Origin of the sequence: Paraburkholderia sp. WS6 (genome assembly GCF_030464835.1) — a bacterium.
In the GTDB taxonomy this organism is placed as follows: Bacteria; Pseudomonadota; Gammaproteobacteria; order Burkholderiales; family Burkholderiaceae; genus Paraburkholderia; species Paraburkholderia madseniana.
The window spans coordinates 334,230-355,241 of sequence record NZ_JALQCK010000001.1 but is presented as its reverse complement, the minus strand read 5'-3'; the positions used below and the strand labels follow the sequence as shown (position 1 = coordinate 355,241).

The window sequence follows — 21,012 nt, the reverse complement described above, 5'->3', positions numbered from 1 at the left end:
CCATACGGCGAGCAGTGTCATGCAAAAAGCATATGACCGTCATAAATATCTGGCTCTAATGTGCATTTACGGAAACGGTTGCGATGCACAATGAATACTGATCGAATTGCTTCGAGATTATTATTTTTACGGCTTGCGCTGATAAAAAAGCGCTCGGTTTTCGCTGTCAAGCCGAGTCGGTGCGGCATCTAACGGAACGCGAAGTTTCGCCGCAGTATCCTCATCTGGCCGGCTCACAATCAAAAACAATGTGCAGGTTTTGCCGGTTTTGCGGCGGCCCAAATTATCAACTTCAGAAAAATTTTCCGTTTCAACGGAGCTCCTGGAGTAATCGGGGCACGCTTTATGCTCTTAAACTGGCTCAATGAGTAATTCCGGGGAAAGCAATGAATCACCTCCAACTCGAAAAAGATATCAAACACCTTGAAAATGTAATCACGCATATTTCCGCTGAAGACCGCATCCCGCTGTCATATTGGCGCAACCGCATTAACTCGGTGTCCGGGGTGGCACTGGTGCCGGCGCAGGCTAGTCGCGTCAAACGGCTCAATGCGGCCCTCTCCGCATTGGAGGAGCGGCAGAAAGCGTAACTGTCCATGGGCGGAGGGTGACGTGTACCGTCTGATCGGGTAACGTTTCCGGCAGAAAAAAGGGAACGTAACGCCTAAGGACTCAGGAGAAGCATGCAACCAGCAGGACTTTCAGCGACCCGGCTGACGGCGCTCACGAACGCCATGCAAGGCTATGTGGAACGCGGCGAAGTGGCGGGGGTCGTTTCGCTGGTTTGGCGGCGCGGTGAAATCGGTTACTTCGAGCCGCTCGGCTTGCGCGACGAAGCGGCGCAATTGCCCATGGAGCGCGACACGCTGTTTCGCATCGCGTCGATGACCAAACCGGTGACGAGCGCGGCAATCCTGATGCTGATCGAAGAGGATCGGCTCGCGCTCGACTCGCCAATCTCATCGTGGCTGCCGGAGCTGGCTGCGCCATCCGTGCTGCGCGACCCCACCGGCCCGCTCGACGAAACCGACCCGCTCAGAGCGCCACTTACCGTGCTCGATCTGCTCACGCATCGCGCCGGCTTTGCCTATCATTTCACCGCCACCGGACCGTTGGCCGAAGCTTACGCGGCGGCCTTCAACGGTATTGAAGCGCGCGGGGATGCCGGCGCGTGGCTGGGGCGTATAGCCAGCTTGCCGTTGATGTTCCAGCCCGGCTCGCGCTGGCATTACGGCATCGCGACCGACGTCCTCGGCGTGCTGATCGAGCGCGTGAGTGGTATGCGGCTCGGCGACTTCTTCCGGACTCGGATTTTCGAACCGCTCGGCATGCGCGATACGGCGTTCTGGGTGCCCGACGCGCAGCTCACGCGCTTGGCGACGGCGTATGGCGTCGAGGCGGGCACGCGGCGGCGCGTGGTCGAAGATCATCCGTCGGCGAGCCGCTGGGCGAATCCCGACCGCTTTCAGAGCGGCGGCGGCGGCCTTGTCTCGACAGTGCAGGACTATCTGCAGTTCGCGCAACTGTTGCTAGGGCGTGGACGCGTCGGCTCGACACGTCTGCTGTCGCATCGCTCGGTCGATTTGATGCGCTCGAATTTTCTGACCCGCGACCAGCGACGCGTGCCGGCGTTCGGTCATGTGCTGTGGGCAGGCCAGGGTTTCGGCCTTGGCTTGTCCATCGTCGACGATCCGGCGCAGCAGTTGCCGCTCGGCTATCGCTCGATGGGTTCGTTCGGCTGGCCGGGTGCGTATGGCACGAGCTGGTTCGCCGATCCGGTGGAGGACCTGATCGGTCTCATGCTGATTCAGCGCCGTGCTGTCGAACCCTTCCCAATGTCGGTTGATTTCGAGCGCCGCGTGTACGATGCAATTGACGATTGAGTGCGTGGCCTGCAGCAGTTGAGCGGGCAGTCTTGAACGGCGGACAGTTCACGGGCGCACTCTGAGCGGACCGCCCTGCGCGGGCCGCTCTATCCGGCGCTTTATTCGTCTGATAGTGTCCGCAAGTGTCCGCACTGCAGTTCGTCAAATCGATCGGAGTACCCGCCATGGCCTCATATAAACAGTTAACTGCTCAGCTCGAGAAGCTCCATAAGGAAGTCGCGGTGGCGCGCGAAAAGGAAATCGCGCAGGCGATTGCCGAGATCAAGCAGAAGGTCGCCGAGTACGATCTGACCGCGGAAGAACTGGGTTTTACGAGCAAGCGTGCCGCGGTACGCAAAGCGCCTTCGGTAGCCAAGTACCGAAACCCGAAAACCGGCGAGACGTGGAGCGGCCGTGGCCGCTCGCCTGGCTGGCTCGCGGGCAAGAATCGCGAGCGCTTTCTGATCGAAGGCTAAAGTACGTTTCGACCATGGCGCTTGCGCTCGCAACGTGCCGAATTTTTCTGAAGTGAAGTTGCGTCGGGTTTTTCTCGCACCGCTGAGAGGGTCCCGAAAACGCTCACCTTTCGCGTGAGCTTGCAACGCGCGCCGTGGGTTTCGCGAGGCGCCTCGCACCAGGGTTCGTTGTTTCGGTGAGCCTGGTTTTGTCGGATGACGCACCTTGCGGTGCGATCACCCCGGCTGTCCCTCGTGGTGCTACAACCTTCCTCGAAATCCGCGCCAGCCTTTGCTGGCGGGCGTTCCCTGGCTATGCGAAGAATCGCGTAGTCCATCGTTCGATTCTCACACGGTCTTTTCCGCGGGCTTCGCCTCGCTGCTGAACCTCGCGCTGCTGGTGCGTGTGCGGCCTTCTGTGCGTTCACCTTTCGCCTCGATTCGAGGCTCGCCATCGCGAGTCCCGAAAAGTCTCACCTTTGCGCTTGACCGTGCGCGCGACTCAACGCGCACATCCAACGTGCCGACTGGTGCGCCCGGGGCAAACCCGGAGATGAGTTCGCCTCATACCCCGGATCAAAACTCATCGATACATGGTCGCGGAGACCGCGCAGCACAATCGGTCATCCACTCAACTTCGACGGAAAGACCATGAGCGTATCGACGGACAAACAACTCTTTATCGGCGAAGGATTCGAAGGTCCTGGCGTCAATCTCGCGCATATCAACGTATTGGTCGGCCCGCGCAACGGGCCTGCAGGGCAAGCCTTCGCTACGGCATTGGCGACGCCTTCAGCGGGGCACGCACCGTTTGTCGTGATCGCGCGGCCGGGTGTGCCGACCAAGCCGTTGACGCTCTATGTGAACAAGGCGCAGATCGGCGGCGACTTCCACGGCAACGCGACGTGGGGTGCTTCGCAAGCCGGCATCGCGAGAGCGGTGGCCGAATCGCTGGAGAACGGCACGTTGCCGCCCGAAGCGGAGAACGATTGGGTGGTGGTGTCGGCGAACTGGGTCAATCCGGCCACCGACGATCTCGACGCCGTCTTCGAGAACAACTACCGCGCGTGCAAGAACGCGATTCTCGCCGCGATGAAGGGCCTGCCACATCGCGATGAGGTGTTTGCCGCCGCACGCGACGTATCGAATCCGTTCTACACCCCCAAACGACGTTAATCACACGCAACGCGGTTCGCGTGCCGTGAGGGACGTGCTGCTGCGTGCGCTACTGAATGTGATCAGGAAGGAGACAAGCACTATGGAATACATTCGCCTCGGCCACTCGGGCCTGAAGGTGTCGCGTCTGTGCCTCGGCACGATGAACATGGGCACTCCGCAATGGAAGCCGTGGATCTTTGACGAAGCGCAGAGCGAGCCAATTGTGCGTCACGCGCTGGAAGCCGGCGTCAATTTTATCGACCTCGCCGATTTCTATTCGACCGGTGCAGGCGAAGAAGTGGTGGGCCGCATTTTGAAGCGCATCGCGCGGCGTGAGGAGATTGTCGTGACGACCAAGGTCGGCTACGACATGGGCACGTATCAGAACGCCGGCGGCCATTCGCGCAAGCACATCATGGACGGTATCGACTCGTCGCTCAAGCGCCTCGGTATGGATTACGTCGATATCTACATGCTGCACTTCTTCGACGTGAACACGCCGGTCGAGGAAACGATGGGTGCGTTGAACGATATCGTGTGCGCGGGCAAGGCTCGTTATATCGGCGTATCGACGATGTACACGTGGCAGTTCGCGAAGATCATGCAGGTCTGCGAGCGCAACGGCTGGCACAAACCCATCAACATGCAACTGCAGTTGAACCTTGCGTATCGCGAGGAAGAACGCGAAATGATTCCGTATTGCCAGGATCAGGGCGTCGGTGTGTCGGTGTTCAGTCCGCTGGCGCGTGGTCTGCTGACCTGCGATCCGAACTCAACACGTAACCAGACCGATTTCTTCACTGCGCAAATGTACGGCGATACGGCTTCTCGTGAGATTGCTGCTTCGGTGGCGCGCGTGGCAGCGCGGCGTGGTGTGTCGGCCGCGCAGATTGCGCAGGCGTGGGTGCTGAACCATGGCGGCGTTGCCAGCATGCTGGTCGGCGCGGATACACCGGCGCAATTCGACAGCGCGCTTGCCGCGCTCGGCACGAAGCTCAGTGCCGACGAATTGTTCGAACTCGAACGCAACTACACGCCGTGCGATCTGATCAACGACTACACCGCGGGAAAACGCATCGCTCGTGAAGCGCGGCTTGCGCAAGGCGTGTTCGTCGAGAACCTGGAGAAGGCCGCATGAGCGAATTGCTTCGAACCGGACATTACGTTGGTGGCCAGTGGTACGAAAGCGCGAGCACGTACCCGGTTCTGAATCCTGCAACGGGCGAGGTGATCGCTCAGGTCGCGAAGGGCGGCGCGGTGGAAACGACGCACGCCGTTGCTGCGGCAGAGCGAGCCTTTCCGGCGTGGCGCTCGATAACAGCCAAGGAGCGCGGCGCGCGTGTCAGACGCTGGGGCGAGTTGATGCTCGAGAACCGCGACGCGCTCGCCGAATTGCTGACGCGCGAGCAAGGCAAACCGCTTGCCGAAGCACGCGGCGAAGTCGGATATGCGGCGAGCTTCCTCGAATGGTTCGCTGAGGAAGCCAAGCGGAGCTATGGCGACGTGATCCCGAGCCCGAATCCGAACGCGAAGATCATCGTGACGCGCGAACCGGTCGGCGTGGTCGCGGCCATCACACCTTGGAACTTCCCGCTTGCGATGATTACGCGTAAGGCCGGCCCGGCGCTGGCGGCAGGCTGCACGATGGTGCTCAAGCCTTCTGAAGAAACGCCGTTGTCCGCCTTGGCGCTGGCAGTACTGGCGGAGAAGGCCGGTATTCCACCGGGCGTGTTCAACATTGTCTCCGGCGACGCAGTGGCGATCGGCGGCGTGCTGACTGAATCGGAGGTGGTGCGCAAGCTGTCGTTCACCGGCTCGACGCGCGTCGGCAAACTACTCGCGAAGCAGTCGGCGGATACGCTGAAGAAGCTGTCTTTGGAGCTTGGTGGCAACGCGCCGTTCATCGTTTTCGACGATGCGGATATCGACGCGGCAGTGCAAGGCGCGATGGCTTCGAAATTCCGCAACACCGGGCAGACCTGCGTGTGCGTGAATCGCTTCTACGTGCAGGACGGTATCTACGACGCATTCACGCAGGCGCTGACACGGGCTGTGCGGAAGATGCGCGTCGGCAACGCGCTTCAAGGCGAGGTTGAACAAGGTCCGCTGATCAACCAGGCGGCACTGAAGAAGGTGGAAGCGCATGTCGCCGACGCGTTGCAGAAAGGCGCGAAGGTTTTAACGGGCGGCAAACCGCATGCACTCGGCGGCACGTTCTATGAGCCGACCGTGCTGATCGATGCATCGAACTCGATGCTGATCGCCGCGGAAGAAACCTTTGGCCCAGTGGCCGCCTGCTTTCGCTTCAAGACGGAAGACGAAGCCATCGCGGCGGCCAACGACACGCCGTTCGGCCTCTCCGCCTATTTCTATACGCGCGATCTTGCCCGCGCATGGCGCGTGGCGGAAGCGCTGGAGAGCGGCATGGTCGGCATCAACGAAGGGATTTTGTCGACCGAAGTCGCGCCGTTCGGCGGCGTCAAGCAATCGGGCCTGGGCCGCGAAGGCTCGAAGTACGGCCTCGATGAATACACGGAACTGAAATACATGATGATGGGCGGGCTCGGCCGCTGATCTTCGTTTCACGCGTTCATCTCACGTGTTTGCCTGGCGCATTGCATGCCAATGCATGCGGCGAACGACGAGATAAACCGCGAAGCGAATGACGAGCCCAACTGCGTGGCTTGGCGCGGCACCGGCATCACGCCGGCTCCGCGTCCGCCGCGCACACACATACAAGGAGACAGCGTGAGCAATCAGGATAGCCAGGCGGCCACTTTCGGCGTCGCCCCCACTTTGCCGTCAGCCGCAGCGGCGGCCGTGCACGGCCCCATTCCTCTCGACGACGTTCCGTTGAACGCGTTCCACGTCAAGATTGCCGGGCTGACGTTCGGCGCCCACTTCACCGAAGGGTTTGCACTCGGCACGATCGGCTATGCACTGGCGTCGCTGAATCGCCAGATGCCGCTCGACGCGTTCTGGATGGGCATGATCGGCAGTTCCGCGCTGATGGGCATCTTTGTCGGCAGCCTGGTGTTCGGCTGGCTGTCGGATCGCCTGGGACGGCAGAAGATCTTTTTGTTGAGTTTTCTGATCATCACCGCAGCAGCGTTCGCGCAGTTCTACGTGAGTTCGCCGTTCGAGTTGTGTCTGCTGCGGGTGTTGATCGGCTTCGGCATGGGCGGCGATTTCGCGGTTGGGCATGCGATCCTCGCTGAATTTTCGCCACGCAAACATCGCGGCACCTTGCTCGGATCGTTCAGCGTGGTGTGGACCATCGGCTATGTGGTGGCCAACGTGCTCGGCATGCAGTATGCGGACGCGTCGCCCGATGCATGGCGGTGGCTGCTTGCGTCGGCCGGCATTCCCGCGCTGATCGTGCTGATTTTGCGGATGGGCACGCCCGAATCGCCGCGCTGGCTGCATGGCAAGGGACGGGTCGCTGAAGCCAAGGCGATCGTTCTCAAGCACTTCGGCCCTAACGTGACACTGAACGACTGCAACGATGAACATGCGCACATGCCCGGTGGCTTCATGCGCCTGTTCAAGAAAGATCTGATCCGCAGAACGATCTTCAACTGTGCGTTCTTTGTGTGCCTCGTGATTCCCTATTTCGCGATCTACACGTTTCTGCCCACCATTCTTAAAGCGATCCATTTGGACAACAACTCCAGCACGGATTTCCTGTTGAACGGATTCCTCGTGCTCGGCGCGTTGATCGGCATCTGGCTCACCATTAAGCTATCGCGCCGTGCGTTTCTGATCGGCTCGTTCGCGGTGACGTGCATGTCGCTGATTGCGTTGAGCCTGCTGCCGGAGTCCGCAACGCTCGCGATGATCGTCGCATTCGCGATCTTCACGCTGACGATGTCCGCTTTCTCGAACCTTGTTGGCGTGTTTCCTCCAGAGTGTTTTCCGACCGAGGTGCGCGCGTGCGGCGTCGGGTTGGCAATTGCGTGCAGCCGTCTTGGTTCGGCGGTCGGTACGTTTCTGTTGCCGCTCGGCATCCTCCACCTAGGTTTTCACTCGACGATGATGGTGCTTGCCGTTGTCCTGCTGATCGGCATGGTGGTGTCGATTGCATGGGCGCCTGAAACGAAGCATCTGACGTTGAACGAAGCCAGCGGCGCGTAGTTCGCAGTTAGCGCTGTTTAGAAACCCCGCCGCATCGGCAACGATGCGGCGGGGTTTTCTTATTTGCTGCGCGAGAACCGAGTGGAGGGGTTCCAGGAATTTTTCGGAAAAATCTCAATCGCTAACCTGAGTAAAACCCCAGCCGTCAGATTAATTCGAATTATCTGTGGGGATAGTCTTACACATTTAAGAATCGTCTTAAGTACTTCGACAAAGCGGAATCTTAATATTGTTTTGCGCCTGAACGATAGGCCAATGGTTCGAAACACATACCGCCACTTTTCTGGCTTAGAACATTGGAGCGCCCAGGGGCTAATGGCGAGTCTTATCTAATTCAGATTCGCCGTTGAATCGCAAAATTTCCTAACTCACTGGAGCAGCAAAATGAAATCATTCCTCCCAGCAATCGCGATCGCAACTGGCGGTCTGTTGGGTCTCGCATCGTTTGGCGCCCACGCGGCAGACGGCACGATCTTGTTCACCGGCACTGTGACGGCCAACACGTGTTCGATCAATGGCAAGACCGCGGGTTCGGCAGCCGACTTGAACATCAAACTGGACGACGTCACCGCAAGTTCGCTGGCGGCCGCAGGTGCAACGGGCGGCACGACGGCCACTCCGTTCGAATTTAACTTGACGAACTGCACGGGCGGCGCGACCAAGGCAGTCGCCCATTTCGAAAACGGCCCGACGGTTGACACGATCACCGGCAACCTGACGAACAGCGGCACAGCGAAAAACGTGCAGGTTCAACTGTTGAACGCAAAACGTTTGCCGATCAACATCGTGACGGAGGGAAACAACGATATTACCAACAACAGCACGGATATCAGCTCGGGCTCGGGCACGCTTCAGTACTACTCGCAGTACTACTCGCTTGGCGGGGCGGTGGCCGGTTCGGTCAACACGTCTGTGCAATACACGATGCAGTATCAGTAAGCCTTGACCGGAGGCGTTCACGCGGGTGAGCGCCTTTTTAACGGCTCTTTTTCAAGATTAAATTTAAAGGTGATTGTGATGAAGCTGCTAAAAAAAATGACGATGGGAGTCGGTTTTGCCTGTGTGCTGCTCGCTGGCAGCGCACAGGCAAGCGTGACGATCGGCGGTACGCGAGTGGTGTATCCGCTCGATCAGCGCGAAGTCACAGTCAAGCTGGATAACGACAGCAACAGGCCGTCGCTCGTGCAGGTATGGATGGACGACGGTAACGCGGACGCGAAACCCGGTGACATCAAGGTGCCGTTTGTGATTACGCCGCCGATCTTTCGCATGGACCCGAATAAAGCGCAGACGCTGCGCGTGATGTATAGCGGCGAAGCGCTGCCGCAGGATCGCGAATCGGTGTATTGGCTCAATGTACTGGACATTCCGCCGAAGGCGAGTGGCGCGACCGATGCCAACACACTGCAATTCGCCCTTCGCACGCGTATCAAGGTGTTCGTACGTCCGGCCAAACTGCCGGGCAAGCCCGAAGACGCACCGGCGCAACTCAGCTGGAAGATTGCCGCGTCGCCGAGCGGCAAGGGCCAGGCGGCGAGCGTATCGAATCCGACACCGTACTACGTGTCGTTTAGCGAAGTCGATGTCGAGAGCGGTGGTCACACCTACAAGAACGAGAGGGGCGGCATGGTGGCGCCTCACGCGACGGAGGTGCTGCCGGTCGAGAAGATGAATGGTGTATCCGCGGGTGCGAAGGTTCACTACACCGCTATTAGCGACTACGGCGGCGCCATCGATGGCGACGCAACGCTAGGTCAATAAGCCGCAGCTCCATTGTCCGTCGGGCGGCAGCCTTCCGCCCACAACTCAACCTTTCTCGCATACGGCCTGCGTTGCACAGGCAACGCACAGGGATGACGCACGCCTGTTGGAAGACATTGGAAGTCGGTCAGATCATGAAGCACTCACCTCGCCATCAGTCGCAAGTCTGCACCCGTGAAGTCCCCGATCCGCTCGGCTTGCATCCCATCGCTGCAGTTGTGATGTCGGTGTTCGCGGTCATGGGGGGCGTCCAGTCGGCGAACGTGAATGCTTCGGAGACGACTTCCGCCCCCGCCGTCCAGTTCGACACGACATTTTTGCGCACCGACCCGACGCAGACTGTGGACGTCGCGCGATTCTCGCAAGGCAATTCGGTGTCCCCCGGCGTTTATGCCGTCGATGTCTTCGTGAACGATATTCGTGTCGCACACGAGGACGTGCGCTTCGTGGCTGCAGGCGAAGGGCAAGGTGCGCATGCATGTCTTAGCCGGCAGATGCTGGAAAAGCTCGGGGTTGATTTTGCCAAGGTGAGTGCGGATAGCAGCGTCAAGGCGGTAGTAGCGCATGTGCCTGCCGACACAGGCGCTGATGCTCATGGAGCGGAAAGCAAGCAGGCCGGCGAACCGGCCGTTGCCAATGCGGACGAATGTGTTGATCTTGCCGTCATGGTGCCGCAAGCGACGATCGATTTTGACTTTTCAGAACAGAAGCTCATGCTGAGCGTGCCGCAGAAGTACATGCGTAACGCTGCACGCGGTTATGTGCCGCCTGAGATGTGGCAAAACGGTGTGAATGCGGGTTTCGTGAGTTACAACGCGAACACCTATCACACCGCCGGTTCGGGCACGGATTCGACGCAGAGCTATTTGGGCCTGAACGCCGGCGTGAATATTGGCGCATGGCATTTCCGCCATCAGTCTTCTATCTCGCAGGGGACTGGCCAAGGCACACAATTCGACAATATCGCCACGTACGTGCAGCACGACCTCACTGCGCTGAAGTCGCAGGTGACGTTGGGCGACGGTAGCACTACAGGTGACGTGTTCGACAGCGTGCAGTTCCGTGGCGCGCAGATCGCCACCGACGATCGCATGTTGCCCGACTCGCTGCGCGGCTATGCGCCGGTCGTGCGCGGAACGGCAGAGTCGAACGCACGTGTGACCGTCAAGCAGAACAATCAGGTGATCTACGAAACCAGCGTCTCGCCGGGGCCGTTCGAGATCAAGGATCTGTATGCGACCGGTTACGGCGGCAATCTCGACGTGACCGTCACCGAAGCCGATGGGCGCACCAAGACCTTTACCGTGCCCTATGCCTCGGTGGCACAGTCACTGCGGCCGGGCACGACGCGCTTCGCGGTGACTGCCGGGCAGTTGCGTAACGACAGCCTTGAAAACAAGCCGAATTTCGCGCAGTTCACCTTGCAGCGTGGTTTGACGAACATGCTGACAGCCTACGGCGGCGGTATTGCGGCGAATGGTTACGTGTCGGCCGACATCGGCGTGGCGCTCAACACGAAATTCGGTGCAATTTCCGCCGATGTGACGGGCTCCCAGACTCAGATTCCGAACCAGAGCACCATGCGCGGCACGAGCTTGCGCATCGGTTACAACAAATTCATTGACTCGACCGATACGAATATTGCGGTTGCAGCGTACCGCTATTCGACTGCTGGCTTCATGAATCTGTCGGACGCCGCATCGGTGCGCGATCAGGCAATGCGGGGCGGCGATATCAATTCGATCTATCGCCAGAAGAACCGTTTTCAACTGACGCTCAATCAGAATTTCAAGGACCGCGGTAGCGTGTTTCTGAGCGCATCCGCGCAGCAGTACTGGAATCACGGCGGCAGCGATACGTTCTATCAGGCTGGCTACACGAACAGCTACAAATACGGCACCTACAGCGTCACCGCGGGCCGCACGCGCAACTCGGACGGCTCGATGTCGAACCAGTTCATGGTCAGCACGACGATCCCGCTGGGTCACAGCCAGCACGCGCCGCTGATGTCGACAAGCCTGTCTAGCTCGGGTGGCAGCACCAGTATGCAGGCCAACGTGAGTGGCTCCTTGGGCGATAACAACCAGTATTCGTACAACGCTTACGGTACGTACGGCAACGGTAGCAGTTCGTCCAACACTGGCGTAAGCGGTACGTACCTCGCGCCGTATGCGCAAGTGACCGCCTCGGCAAGTGCGGGCTCGGGTTCACGCCAGGTGTCGGCCGGTATCAGCGGATCAATCGTTGCGCATCCTGGTGGTGTGACGTTATCGCAGACGGTTGGCGATACCTTCGGGATCGTCGAAGCACCGGGGGCAGAAGGCGCAAGCGTGTCGAGCGCGGCGGGTGTCAAGGTCAATAGCCGCGGTTATGCGGTGGTGCCGTACCTGACGCCTTACGGGATGAACACGGTCGATATCGACCCGAAGGGCACGTCGACCGATGTCGAGTTCCAATCGACTTCAGAGCAGGCCGTGCCGCGGCTTGGCTCTGTAGTGATGCTCAAGTACAAGACGGTGAATGGACGTGCAGCATTGATTCGCGCACCGCAACTCGGCGACAAGGCGCTGCCGTTTGGTGTGGATGTGGTCGACGGCAATGGACACACAGTAGGTGTGGTCGCGCAGGACAGCCGTATTTTTGCGCGAGGGCTGGAAGACAAGGGCTCGCTCTTTGTGAAGTGGGGGGCGGCGGCGTCTGAGCAGTGCCAGATTGACTATGTACTGCCGAAGTCGACTGGCAAGGCGGGCGCGGCATATACGTCAGTGCAGGGGCATTGCCTTGGCATGGGGGAATCGCTTCAGGCGGCATCCGCGATGGTGCGCGACGAGCAGGGTCACGTTGCCGGGGCGAATCCTGACCATGCAGCAGAACAAACACATTGAACTGATTTTCAGAACGGCAAGTGCCCGGTAGCAAGGCCTTGTCAGGAAGTACTCAAACTCGCTGTCAAGTGTCGCTGAGTTTCGAGTATCGGAACAATCGCTGGACCGCAAAACGAGTGAGTCTTGCGTTACAAGGAATGGACATCATGAAATTCACATCTGGAATGCCAAGCAAACTATCGCGATTAGCCGCGGTGGCCTGTCGCAGAAGAAGACCACTGGGGCTACTGATCGCGTGCCTTGCGCTGCTCATGAGCGCGCCTGAAGCGTACGCCGGTTGCGACTCCATCGGGTGGTACGCCCCCGAAGTGGTGATCAAACTCCCAACAACGATCGTTGTACCGCCCAATGCCCCAGATGGTGCTGTACTCGCTACTACAGAACCTGTTGCGGTGGTCGGAGCAACAGCTGGCAAGAAGTACGCAAATTGTAGCGGAGGCGGACTGATAAGATGGTCGAGTAACGGCCCCTTCGGAAGTACCACCAATTGGACCGGCTCGACGTCTATATCGGGAATCGGTTACACCATGTCTCTGTCAGGTGGCGGAGCGGTCGACGGTATGACTTTGAACTCCACCTATACCGTCCCTGATGGTGCGCTCACGTTCACTAGTCAACTGTATGTCAAGCTCAAACTGGTCAAGACGGGGCCTATCACCAAGCTGGGCACGCTCACGCTGAACGGCACCGGCGGCTATGCGATTACGTTTTACGTCGGAGGAACCGGTAGTATGACCGGCCTGGTTTCTGTGGCGCAGGTAGCTGGCTCCTCGTCCATTAGTTCTACCGCGTGCACCGTGACAAGTCCATCGCCCAGCGTCCCATTGGACCCCATCAAGGCGAGCGCGCTAACCGGCATTGGTTCTACCGCTGGAGAGAAGTCTTTTCCAATCACGCTCAATTGCCCGAGTGCCGGCACTAAGGTCTTTATTACTTTGACGGATAACGCTAACCCAGCCAATACAAGCACTACACTTGCTCTGAAATCCGGCTCAACGGCGAGTGGTGTCGCGCTCCAGGTGCTCAACCAAGGTACGCCGGTCGCGTTCGGACCGGATTCATCAGCGGCGGGTAACACGAATCAGTGGCAGGCGGGCACCTCTTCCGGTGGTCCGATGGACATCCCGCTTTCGGCGAGATACGTCCAGACGGACGCGAAAGTCAAGGCGGGTACCGTCAACGGCGTCGCAACCTTTACGATGTCATATCAGTAGTCTCCGACAGGGCGGCAATCTGCCGCCCTTCGCATCGGCGCGGGAATCCGTGGGACCGTACAGCATCTGCCCCTCAATCCGCATTTCCTGCCGTCCGCCCCCATGACGTGTATCATTCGTTCCCTGCGCTGTTCTGTGCCGGCAATTCCCGCATTTTCAAACGCTCGTTCGTAATCTGGTTGCGACGCGGCGGACTTGCCGCGTGAAGCGGGTCTCAGACCGGCTCTCGCAGTTCGGCGCCGCCGCGCAAGACGTGGCAGACCGGCAGCCACAAGCTTCCGAAGACCGCCTGAACCCCTATCCGTGACCGCCAGACCCGATGTCAGTCTCCGAACTCAAACGCCGCCGCACGTTCGCGGTCATTTCCCACCCGGACGCGGGCAAAACCACGCTTACTGAAAAGCTGCTGCTGTTCTCGGGCGCGATTCAGATCGCCGGTACCGTGAAGGGCCGCAAGAGCAATCGCTACGCGACCTCGGACTGGATGGAGATCGAAAAGCAGCGCGGCATTTCCGTCGCCAGTTCGGTCATGCAGTTCGAGTACGGTGACGCCGTCATCAACCTGCTCGACACCCCGGGCCACGAAGACTTCTCCGAAGATACCTACCGTGTGCTGACGGCGGTCGACGCCGCCGTGATGGTGATCGACGGCGCGAACGGTGTGGAAGCGCAAACGCTGAAGCTGCTCGAAGTCTGCCGCAGCCGCAAGACGCCGATCGTCACCTTCATCAACAAGCTCGACCGCGAAGTGCGCGAGCCGCTCGAACTGCTCGATGAAATCGAGCAGCATCTGGGTGTCGCCGCCGTGCCGTTCACTTGGCCGATCGGCATGGGCAAGGAATTCCAAGGCGTCTATGACATCCAGCGCGATCAGGTGCGCCTGTTCCGCGCCGGGCAGGATAAGGCGGGCGGCGACGTCGAAACGCTGCAAGCGCTCGGCGACGAAGAAGGCGAACGTCGCTTCGGCCATAGCTGGGTCAAGGCGAAAGAAGAAATCGACCTGATCACCGGCGCGTCGCCTGATTTCGATCGCGAACAGTTCCTCGCGGGTCAACAATCGCCGGTGCTGTTCGGCTCGGCGATCAATAACTTCGGCGTGAAGGAAATTCTCGACGCGCTGGTCGATCTGGCGCCGCCGCCGTCGATGCGGATGACGGTGCAACGTCCGGTGATGCCGGACGAGCCGAAGTTCACCGGCGTCGTCTTCAAGGTGCAGGCGAACATGGATCTCGCGCACCGCGACCGCGTGGCGTTCATTCGCGTGTGTTCGGGGCATTTCGAACGCGGCATGGCCGTGAAGGTGACGCGCACGAACAAGACGTTCCGCGCGAATAACGTGGTGACGTTCCTGTCGCAGCGTCGTGAGACGGTCAGCGAGGCGTATCCGGGCGACATCATCGGTATCCCGAATCACGGCACGCTGAGTCTCGGCGATACGCTGACTGAAGGCGAGCTGTTGCAGTTCGTCGGCTTGCCGTTCTTTGCGCCGGAAATTTTCCAGACGGTCGAAGTGGTCGATCCGATGCGTGCGAAGCAACTCGGCGAAGCGCTGAAGCAGCTCGGCGAGGAAGGCGCGATTCAGGTGTTCCGTCCGGAAGTCGGCGGTTTGATCATTCTTGGCGCGGTGGGTCAACTGCAGTTCGAAGTGGTGTCGCACCGCTTGTCGACGGAATACAAGGTCGACGTGCGGATGGCGCCGGCGCGCTATCGCATGTCGCGTTGGGTGACGTGTGACGATGCAGCCGAACTGCGCCGTTTCACGGATTCGTACGCGGCGCGGATTGCGCTCGATGCATCGGATGCGCCGACGTATCTGGCATCGCATGTGTCGGAGATTGAAGTCGCGCAGAAGGCGTGGCCGAAGATTGTCTTTAATGAACTGCGCGAGCATTCGGGCGCGCCGTTCAAGAAGGCGATGTAAGCCGTCATAGGCCGCTAATTGAGGTCGGTGAAGCGGGTTCGTTTCGCCTGATTGGGACGAATCCGACCTGCAGGCCGAAAAGCTTCGCAACGCTGTTAAGCGAGTCGACGGTCGGATTCCCGGTCCCGCGCTCGATGTCCTGGATGACTCGGCGGCTGACGCCTCGGTGCGCGGCGAATTCCGCCTGGGTCAGGCCCGTCATCTTGCGCATCGCTTTCATGGCATCAGGAATGGTCATATCGCCCCGGGCGATCCTTTCGTAGAAAGCGCGGCGCAGGGCGTTCTGCTCTTCACGGGTGGGGCGAATCCGACGGGGCATGCTAGGCCTCTAAGGGTTGAAGAGCTTTCAGTTGTCGGGCCTGTGTATCGATGTACTGCGTCAGGAACTCGATGATGTCGTGATCGACCCCCCGCGCTGCCATGGTGTCGGGCAGGCGTTCGATCTGTACGGCAAACCGGCTCAACTCCGCGGCGAGCATTCGGCGCTCGTGGTCAGGTACAGGCAACGCCGCGAGCACGTCGGTCCAGTCCATCAGCTCAGCCCGGGTGTTCGGGCGATACCACCTCAATGCACGTGGGATCAACTCGGGATCGAGGTACATCGGCGCGAAGTCAAACAGGGGCGTGAGCTGAACTCTGCCTTCGACCAGTTGCACAGCCGTATTGCGCGCGTGATTGTCCGTGTTGCGCATCGCCAGATTGAGCACGTCCCGCTTGATGAATTCGAGCGTTTCGGCTGCTGGATCGCTCACAACTTTGCGGATTCCGGCCACGACCTCGAAGAGGCTCGGTCGCTGGTCAAAACCGGGTAGCCCCAGAATGGATGCCACGCTTTCCTGATGGAGGCGCACGACTTTCCCGTCGCGCGCGATCCGGTCGAAGCGCGGAACCAGCAGAACGTCTCCGTGAAGGGTCGGCAAATCCGCGTGCGTGCGGATACCCAACGCGGCAGCCACCCGCATGTACGCTGCTTCATTGCGCAGGACCTTGTCGTCGGCCGCGCTATTCCCGCGCGGCAGTTTCGCGATCAAGTGCTGCGTGGCATCGGCATCAGGCAGGATGGCATCACCATGCAGCAGGCCCGCGCGGTCCCGGGTTAGCAGGTATTTCGGCGCCGCGCCCTGAACCCCTGTGGTGCCGGTGCCCAGCATCCCGTGCAGGAACATTCTTTCCGCGAAATCCGCGCTGCGAACGACGACTTCGTCGATCGTCAGGCCGGGCAGACCACGCGCGTCCGCGTGCCGCCCCACGTGCGCGTCAAAATAGTTGACGGCCTCGGCAACGCGGATCCGGCCAATCGGATTGAAGGCGCCCGCGCAGATCAGCGGAAAATCCGCGTCAGGGCCATCCGGTAGTTCCAGCTCACCCAGCAGGAAGCGACGGCCGCCCCCCTGTGGGACGAGGTCATAGAGGAACGCGGGCAGGGTCTGGGCTGCGCGGATATCCAGATCTACAGGCTCAGCCAGTGACACTGAGGTGTTTGGGTGTTCGATGGCGTACTCAACCAGGTGATTCCACTGGCAAAGGCCGCCGTTGAGTTCGATCTGCGCGCAGTCGACCCAGCGATCGTCCAGGAATATCTGTAGGGTGCAATCCATGAGGCAACTCCTTGTGCCTCATAAATGTAGCACGATAAGGCGAACAATTGCTTATGTGCTTCTTATAAGCGTTTTTTGGCCGAATCAGTGGCTGGATTGCGCCAGAACAGATCGTCACCGTTACGGTAGTCGCTTAGTCGCATGTCGCGTAACTGTGTTTGTGAGCGTACGCTGCCCCGGGTGGGGAGCGGCTTGCCGACGCTACGACCCTCGCTTGGGCTTTTAAGCGATTTAGTGGACCCCATGAGGACTGTTGATCATCTTCAAAACCTCTTCCCGCATCCACCCTGCAAACGCTTGCACATGTTCAAGCGCCGCGTGGCGTTGCGCCACGTCGAGCCAGTAGCCATACGGCCCGGCTACTTCAACATCGGAAAACCGCGCGAGACTCCCGTCCGCCAGTTCCTCGACGATCATGTTTCGATCGACCACCGCCAGCCCCGCGCCTTTACGCGCGGCGCGGATCGCCTGCTCCAGCGTAGAAAACTCGATGCCGTTTTCCGCGTAGCGTGCGGGCAGGCCAGCCTTCGCCAGCCAGTTCGGCCATAGGTCCAGGCGGGCGTCGTTATGCAGCACGTGCAGCGCGGGCAAGTGTTCGAGCAGCATGTCGAGTGATTCGCTGAGCAGACCCGGTGCGCCGACCAGTACGTGGCGCTCCGTCATCAGCAATTCGGAATGTGCACCCGCCAGTGCGTTTCGGCCGAAGCGGATGACGCAGTGACAGTCTTCCGTGGGCGACGTACGAACGGACAGTTCGACATCGGGCAATTCGTCTCCCAACGAACCGAGCCGCGGCGAGAACCACTGCGTCGCAAAGGTGGGCGGCACGGCGACGACGAGACGCCGCCGCCCTTTGGCTGCGGTGATCTGACGGAAGCCGCGCTCGATGGTGTCGAAGGCCTCGGAGAGGCAAGGCAGGAATTGCAGCCCGGCGGGCGTCAACCGGATACCCTTGTGATCGCGCTCAAACAACTTCGCGCCGAGCGATTCCTCGAGCAGCTTGATCTGCCGGCTCACCGCGCCTTGGGTGACGCACAGCGCCGTGGCCGCACGGTTAAAGCTCATGTGCCGGGCTGTTTCTTCAAAGAAGCGCAACGCGATCAGCGATGGCAAGCGCCGCATAAATCACCTTCTGTCTCTTTGTTCGTTCGGAGCAGGCGTGCCTGCTCGCGGAATCCATGTTCGTGCCGCGCGTTGTCTCTGACGCGCCATGCCGCCATCAATCAGCCCGCATGTTTCAAAGGCAAACGGACTGTTCGGGCATCCATAGGATTGTCGCATTCAGGCTCGATATTTTGCCTGATCGCGCTAAAAAAATTCTGGCGTGCGTTGGCGCGGATCAAGCGGGATTTCGTCTACGTCACGCCGCGTTTTCAGAACCGCAGCCGCGCAAGCCCTCGACTTCGCCTATCCTGACGAAGACGCGCGCCACCTGGCCGCCGTGCCTACTTCACACTCCGCTGGAGCGCCCGTGACCGTTCGCAACCTAGACGCCCTGTTCCGCCCTAAATCCGTCGCTGTGATCGGCGCTTCCGAGCGGCCGGGCAGCACCGGCGCAATGGTGTGGGCGCGTGTGCTGGAAGGCGGCTTCGACGGCCCCATCTGGCCGGTCAATCCGAAATACGAGACGCTCGGCGGACGCAAGGTCATCGGCGATGTCGGCGATTTGCCGCAAGCGCCTACCGTCGCGCTGATCTGCACACCGCCCGACACGTGGCCCGGCATCATCCACAAGCTCGGCGGCCTGGGCACGCGCGCGGCGATCATCGTCGGCGAGGTGCGATGCGATGAGGACCGCTTGCAGCTCCGGCATGCGCTCTCGGCGGCGCGGCCGCATTTGCTGCGGATCGTCGGGCCGGGCAGTCTCGGAGTGGTGTCGCCGGCGCTGCACGCGCATTTCGGTGCGCCGTCGTGCACGGTGAAGGCGGGTGGTGTGGCATGGGTGTCGCAGTCGAATGCACTGACGAATGCTGTGCTCGGTTGGGCGCATGCGCGCGGCCTTGGCTTTTCGCACGCCGTGGCGCTGGGTGGCGAAGCCGACGTAGATGCCGGCGACGTCCTCGACTATCTGGCGAGCGATCCCGGCACGCGCGCGATCCTCCTGGAGTTGGATACGGTGCGCGCCGCGCGTAAATTCATGTCCGCGGCTCGCGCGGCGGCGCGCAACAAGCCAGTGCTGGCGTTGCGCTCAGGCCGCGCCGATCCGGCCGACGCGCTGTACACGGCTGCATTCCGCCGCGCGGGCATGGTGCGCGTCGATTCGCTCGACGATCTGCTCGATGAAATCGAAACGCTCGGCGTGGGCCGGGTGGCGGCAGGCGCGACGGCGACGCTGATCACCAGCGACAGTGGCCTCGCCACGCTCGCCTGCGACGCCTTCGCCGCCGCCGGCGACACGCTCGCGCCGTGGCCCGCCGAAGCGGATGCGGCGCTAAGCGAAGCGCTGCCGCACGCGGTGGCCGGCAACCCGCTAAGACTCGGCGACGATGCGCGTCCCGAGCATTTCGGTACCGCGCTCAAGCTGCTCGCCGAGCATCGCAGCACGGGCACGGCCTTCGTGGTCCACGCGTCGACGCATGGCGCGCCGGTCGGTGAGGTCGCGCAGGCATTGATCGCGAATCAGCGCTTCGCGTATCGCGGGCTACTCGCGTGCTTTTTCGGCGGCGTGGACGCGGCGACCCGCGACGCGCTGCACGCGCAAGGCATTCCGGTTCATACGACGCCGCAGCGGCTTGCGCGCGCTTTTGCGCGTCTGGTCGACTACCGGATGGGACGCGAGTTGCTGATGCAGACGCCGGAAGGTTTGCCGGCGCAGATACCCGAAGCAATCGACGCCGCTCAGGCGCAGGCCCGCGCCGCGCTTGCAGCAGGTGAGCACCAACTAACTGGGGCGGCAGCGGCACAGTTTCTTGAGCGTTTTGGGCTGAGGGTCGAAACGCAAAGGGGCGACCTGACGAAAGGATCCTCGGCGCAAGGCGCTACGCAAGGATCGACGCAAGCGCTAACCCAACAAGCCGCGCAGCAATCAGCCGCAGCGCCGGCACAGACAGATTGCGAGGAACTGGTCGCCGCACAGTCGCGCAAGCCGGTTGTCGCCATCGCCGTCGAACTTCACGACGACGACAACTTCGGTCCCGTCTTCCGCTTCACCGCGCCTTCTGCGGATGGCGTGTCCGAGCCGCTGCGCCTCTACGGCTTGCCGCCACTTAATCCGATGCTCGCGCGCGACATGGTCATGCACTCGCGCTACGCGCGCCTGATCGATCCCGAGCCGGCATTAACCGCATTGACGGCGCTTTCGCAGGCGGTCTGCGACGTCAAGGAGATCGTCGGCCTGGCGTTGACGCTGTGCGTATTCAAGGACCACGTGGTGGTAGTCGAGCCTACCCTCAGCCTCGCGTCGACACGCAGCCGGCTCGCGATCGTGCCGTACCCGCGCCGTTTCGAAGAGACGATCGACTGGCAGGGTCTACGTGTGACGGTCCGGCCGATCCGACCAGAAGACGAAGCCGCGCACCACGATTTTGTGGAAGCAATGACGCCGGAAGATTTACGCCTGCGTTTTTTTGGCGCAGTGGGCAGCTTCGATCACTCGCAGCTCGCTCGCATGACGCAGATCGACTACGACCGCGAAATGGCACTCATCGCGACGGTCACCAGCGAAGACGGCTTTACGCGCACGCTCGGCGTTGTGCGTGCCGTCGCCGATCCCGACAACGAGACAGCCGAGTTCGCCGCCGCGGTGCGCTCCGACCAGAAAGGCCGGCGCCTTGGACAATTGCTGATGGATCGGATCATCAAGTATGCGCGGGCACGCGGCACCCACTGGCTGGTCGGCGAGGCGTTGCGGGAGAACGCGCCGATGATTGCGCTAGCCAAGTCCTGCGGCTTCACCATCACGCCGACGGAAGATCCGGGCGTGGTCGGCTTCAGGATGGCGCTGGATGAACCGGCGCAAGGTTAAGTTGGCGGGACGGCGCTTGCCGAAGCTCACAGACACAAGACCGCCCGCTATGACTAT

The 21,012-nt window shown here is 60.8% G+C and carries 16 protein-coding genes; 13 read left to right on the top strand and 3 right to left on the bottom strand.

Going from position 1 to position 21,012, the window contains the following annotated elements; genetic code table 11:
* Positions 1-386 precede the first annotated feature (386 nt).
* The 12 genes from M0D64_RS01495 to M0D64_RS01440 all read left to right on the top strand — a co-directional run bounded on the left by M0D64_RS01495 (position 387) and on the right by M0D64_RS01440 (position 15,393).
* A complete protein-coding gene (locus tag M0D64_RS01495) occupies positions 387-590 on the top strand; it encodes a hypothetical protein (protein WP_171926576.1) in 204 nt (67 codons plus the stop codon).
* A 93-nt stretch (positions 591-683) separates the two neighbouring features.
* A complete protein-coding gene (locus M0D64_RS01490) occupies positions 684-1,883 on the top strand; it encodes a serine hydrolase (protein ID WP_266256361.1) in 1,200 nt (399 codons plus the stop codon).
* A 167-nt stretch (positions 1,884-2,050) separates the two neighbouring features.
* Positions 2,051-2,341 carry an H-NS family nucleoid-associated regulatory protein gene (locus M0D64_RS01485; protein ID WP_054034751.1) on the top strand — a complete coding sequence of 97 codons (291 nt, stop codon included), beginning with the start codon at positions 2,051-2,053 and terminating at the stop codon, positions 2,339-2,341.
* 630 nt (positions 2,342-2,971) lie between these two features.
* Positions 2,972-3,496: a formaldehyde-activating enzyme gene (fae, locus tag M0D64_RS01480; protein WP_266256360.1), complete on the top strand. Its 525-nt coding sequence runs from the start codon at positions 2,972-2,974 to the stop codon at positions 3,494-3,496.
* 82 nt (positions 3,497-3,578) lie between these two features.
* Positions 3,579-4,616, top strand: a complete 1,038-nt coding sequence (locus M0D64_RS01475) for an aldo/keto reductase (protein WP_266256359.1) — start codon at positions 3,579-3,581, stop codon at positions 4,614-4,616.
* A complete protein-coding gene (locus M0D64_RS01470; RefSeq protein WP_266256358.1) occupies positions 4,613-6,052 on the top strand; it encodes an NAD-dependent succinate-semialdehyde dehydrogenase in 1,440 nt (479 codons plus the stop codon). Before M0D64_RS01475 ends, M0D64_RS01470 begins: the two co-directional genes overlap by 4 nt.
* A 174-nt stretch (positions 6,053-6,226) precedes the next feature.
* Positions 6,227-7,612, top strand: a complete 1,386-nt coding sequence (locus M0D64_RS01465; protein WP_266256357.1) for an MFS transporter — start codon at positions 6,227-6,229, stop codon at positions 7,610-7,612.
* A 384-nt stretch (positions 7,613-7,996) separates the two neighbouring features.
* The gene (locus M0D64_RS01460; protein WP_266256356.1) at positions 7,997-8,551 is read left to right on the top strand and encodes a fimbrial protein; all 555 of its coding nucleotides are present in this window, start codon (positions 7,997-7,999) and stop codon (positions 8,549-8,551) included.
* A 78-nt stretch (positions 8,552-8,629) separates the two neighbouring features.
* Positions 8,630-9,373, top strand: coding sequence for a fimbria/pilus periplasmic chaperone (locus tag M0D64_RS01455; RefSeq protein WP_266256355.1), 744 nt, complete (start codon positions 8,630-8,632; stop codon positions 9,371-9,373).
* A gap of 239 nt (positions 9,374-9,612) precedes the next feature.
* Entirely contained in the window at positions 9,613-12,258 is a 2,646-nt protein-coding gene (locus M0D64_RS01450; RefSeq protein WP_266256485.1) for a fimbria/pilus outer membrane usher protein, read from the top strand.
* A 560-nt stretch (positions 12,259-12,818) separates the two neighbouring features.
* Positions 12,819-13,472: a fimbrial protein gene (locus M0D64_RS01445; RefSeq protein WP_266256354.1), complete on the top strand. Its 654-nt coding sequence runs from the start codon at positions 12,819-12,821 to the stop codon at positions 13,470-13,472.
* Positions 13,473-13,791: 319 nt separating this feature from the next.
* A complete protein-coding gene (locus tag M0D64_RS01440; protein WP_266237783.1) occupies positions 13,792-15,393 on the top strand; it encodes a peptide chain release factor 3 in 1,602 nt (533 codons plus the stop codon).
* Positions 15,394-15,397: 4 nt separating this feature from the next.
* Here M0D64_RS01440 and M0D64_RS01435 read toward each other — a convergent pair whose 3' ends face one another.
* From M0D64_RS01435 to M0D64_RS01425, 3 genes are all read right to left on the bottom strand, one after another.
* The gene (locus M0D64_RS01435; protein WP_266237786.1) at positions 15,398-15,712 is read right to left on the bottom strand and encodes a helix-turn-helix domain-containing protein; all 315 of its coding nucleotides are present in this window, start codon (positions 15,710-15,712) and stop codon (positions 15,398-15,400) included.
* Position 15,713: 1 nt separating this feature from the next.
* The gene (locus tag M0D64_RS01430) at positions 15,714-16,991 is read right to left on the bottom strand and encodes a type II toxin-antitoxin system HipA family toxin (protein WP_266256353.1); all 1,278 of its coding nucleotides are present in this window, start codon (positions 16,989-16,991) and stop codon (positions 15,714-15,716) included.
* 231 nt (positions 16,992-17,222) lie between these two features.
* Complete coding sequence (locus M0D64_RS01425) at positions 17,223-18,113, bottom strand: LysR substrate-binding domain-containing protein (RefSeq protein WP_266256352.1); 891 nt, start codon at positions 18,111-18,113, stop codon at positions 17,223-17,225.
* A gap of 349 nt (positions 18,114-18,462) precedes the next feature.
* Between M0D64_RS01425 and M0D64_RS01420 the strand changes: the two genes are divergently transcribed.
* On the top strand, positions 18,463-20,955 hold the full coding sequence (locus M0D64_RS01420) for a GNAT family N-acetyltransferase (RefSeq protein WP_266256351.1): 2,493 nt from the start codon (positions 18,463-18,465) through the stop codon (positions 20,953-20,955).
* The last annotated feature ends 57 nt before the right edge of the window (positions 20,956-21,012 follow it).

Coding starts and splice junctions, on each gene's coding strand:
- M0D64_RS01450 (WP_266256485.1), top strand. CDS start 9,613: ATGGGGGGCGTCCAGTCGGCGAACGTGAATGCTTCGGAGACGACTTCC.
- M0D64_RS01425 (WP_266256352.1), bottom strand. CDS start 18,113: ATGCGGCGCTTGCCATCGCTGATCGCGTTGCGCTTCTTTGAAGAAACA.
- M0D64_RS01445 (WP_266256354.1), top strand. CDS start 12,819: ATGACTTTGAACTCCACCTATACCGTCCCTGATGGTGCGCTCACGTTC.
- M0D64_RS01495 (WP_171926576.1), top strand. CDS start 387: ATGAATCACCTCCAACTCGAAAAAGATATCAAACACCTTGAAAATGTA.
- M0D64_RS01485 (WP_054034751.1), top strand. CDS start 2,051: ATGGCCTCATATAAACAGTTAACTGCTCAGCTCGAGAAGCTCCATAAG.
- M0D64_RS01490 (WP_266256361.1), top strand. CDS start 684: ATGCAACCAGCAGGACTTTCAGCGACCCGGCTGACGGCGCTCACGAAC.
- M0D64_RS01455 (WP_266256355.1), top strand. CDS start 8,630: ATGAAGCTGCTAAAAAAAATGACGATGGGAGTCGGTTTTGCCTGTGTG.
- M0D64_RS01470 (WP_266256358.1), top strand. CDS start 4,613: ATGAGCGAATTGCTTCGAACCGGACATTACGTTGGTGGCCAGTGGTAC.
- M0D64_RS01475 (WP_266256359.1), top strand. CDS start 3,579: ATGGAATACATTCGCCTCGGCCACTCGGGCCTGAAGGTGTCGCGTCTG.
- fae (WP_266256360.1), top strand. CDS start 2,972: ATGAGCGTATCGACGGACAAACAACTCTTTATCGGCGAAGGATTCGAA.
- M0D64_RS01440 (WP_266237783.1), top strand. CDS start 13,792: ATGTCAGTCTCCGAACTCAAACGCCGCCGCACGTTCGCGGTCATTTCC.
- M0D64_RS01435 (WP_266237786.1), bottom strand. CDS start 15,712: ATGCCCCGTCGGATTCGCCCCACCCGTGAAGAGCAGAACGCCCTGCGC.
- M0D64_RS01460 (WP_266256356.1), top strand. CDS start 7,997: ATGAAATCATTCCTCCCAGCAATCGCGATCGCAACTGGCGGTCTGTTG.
- M0D64_RS01430 (WP_266256353.1), bottom strand. CDS start 16,991: ATGGATTGCACCCTACAGATATTCCTGGACGATCGCTGGGTCGACTGC.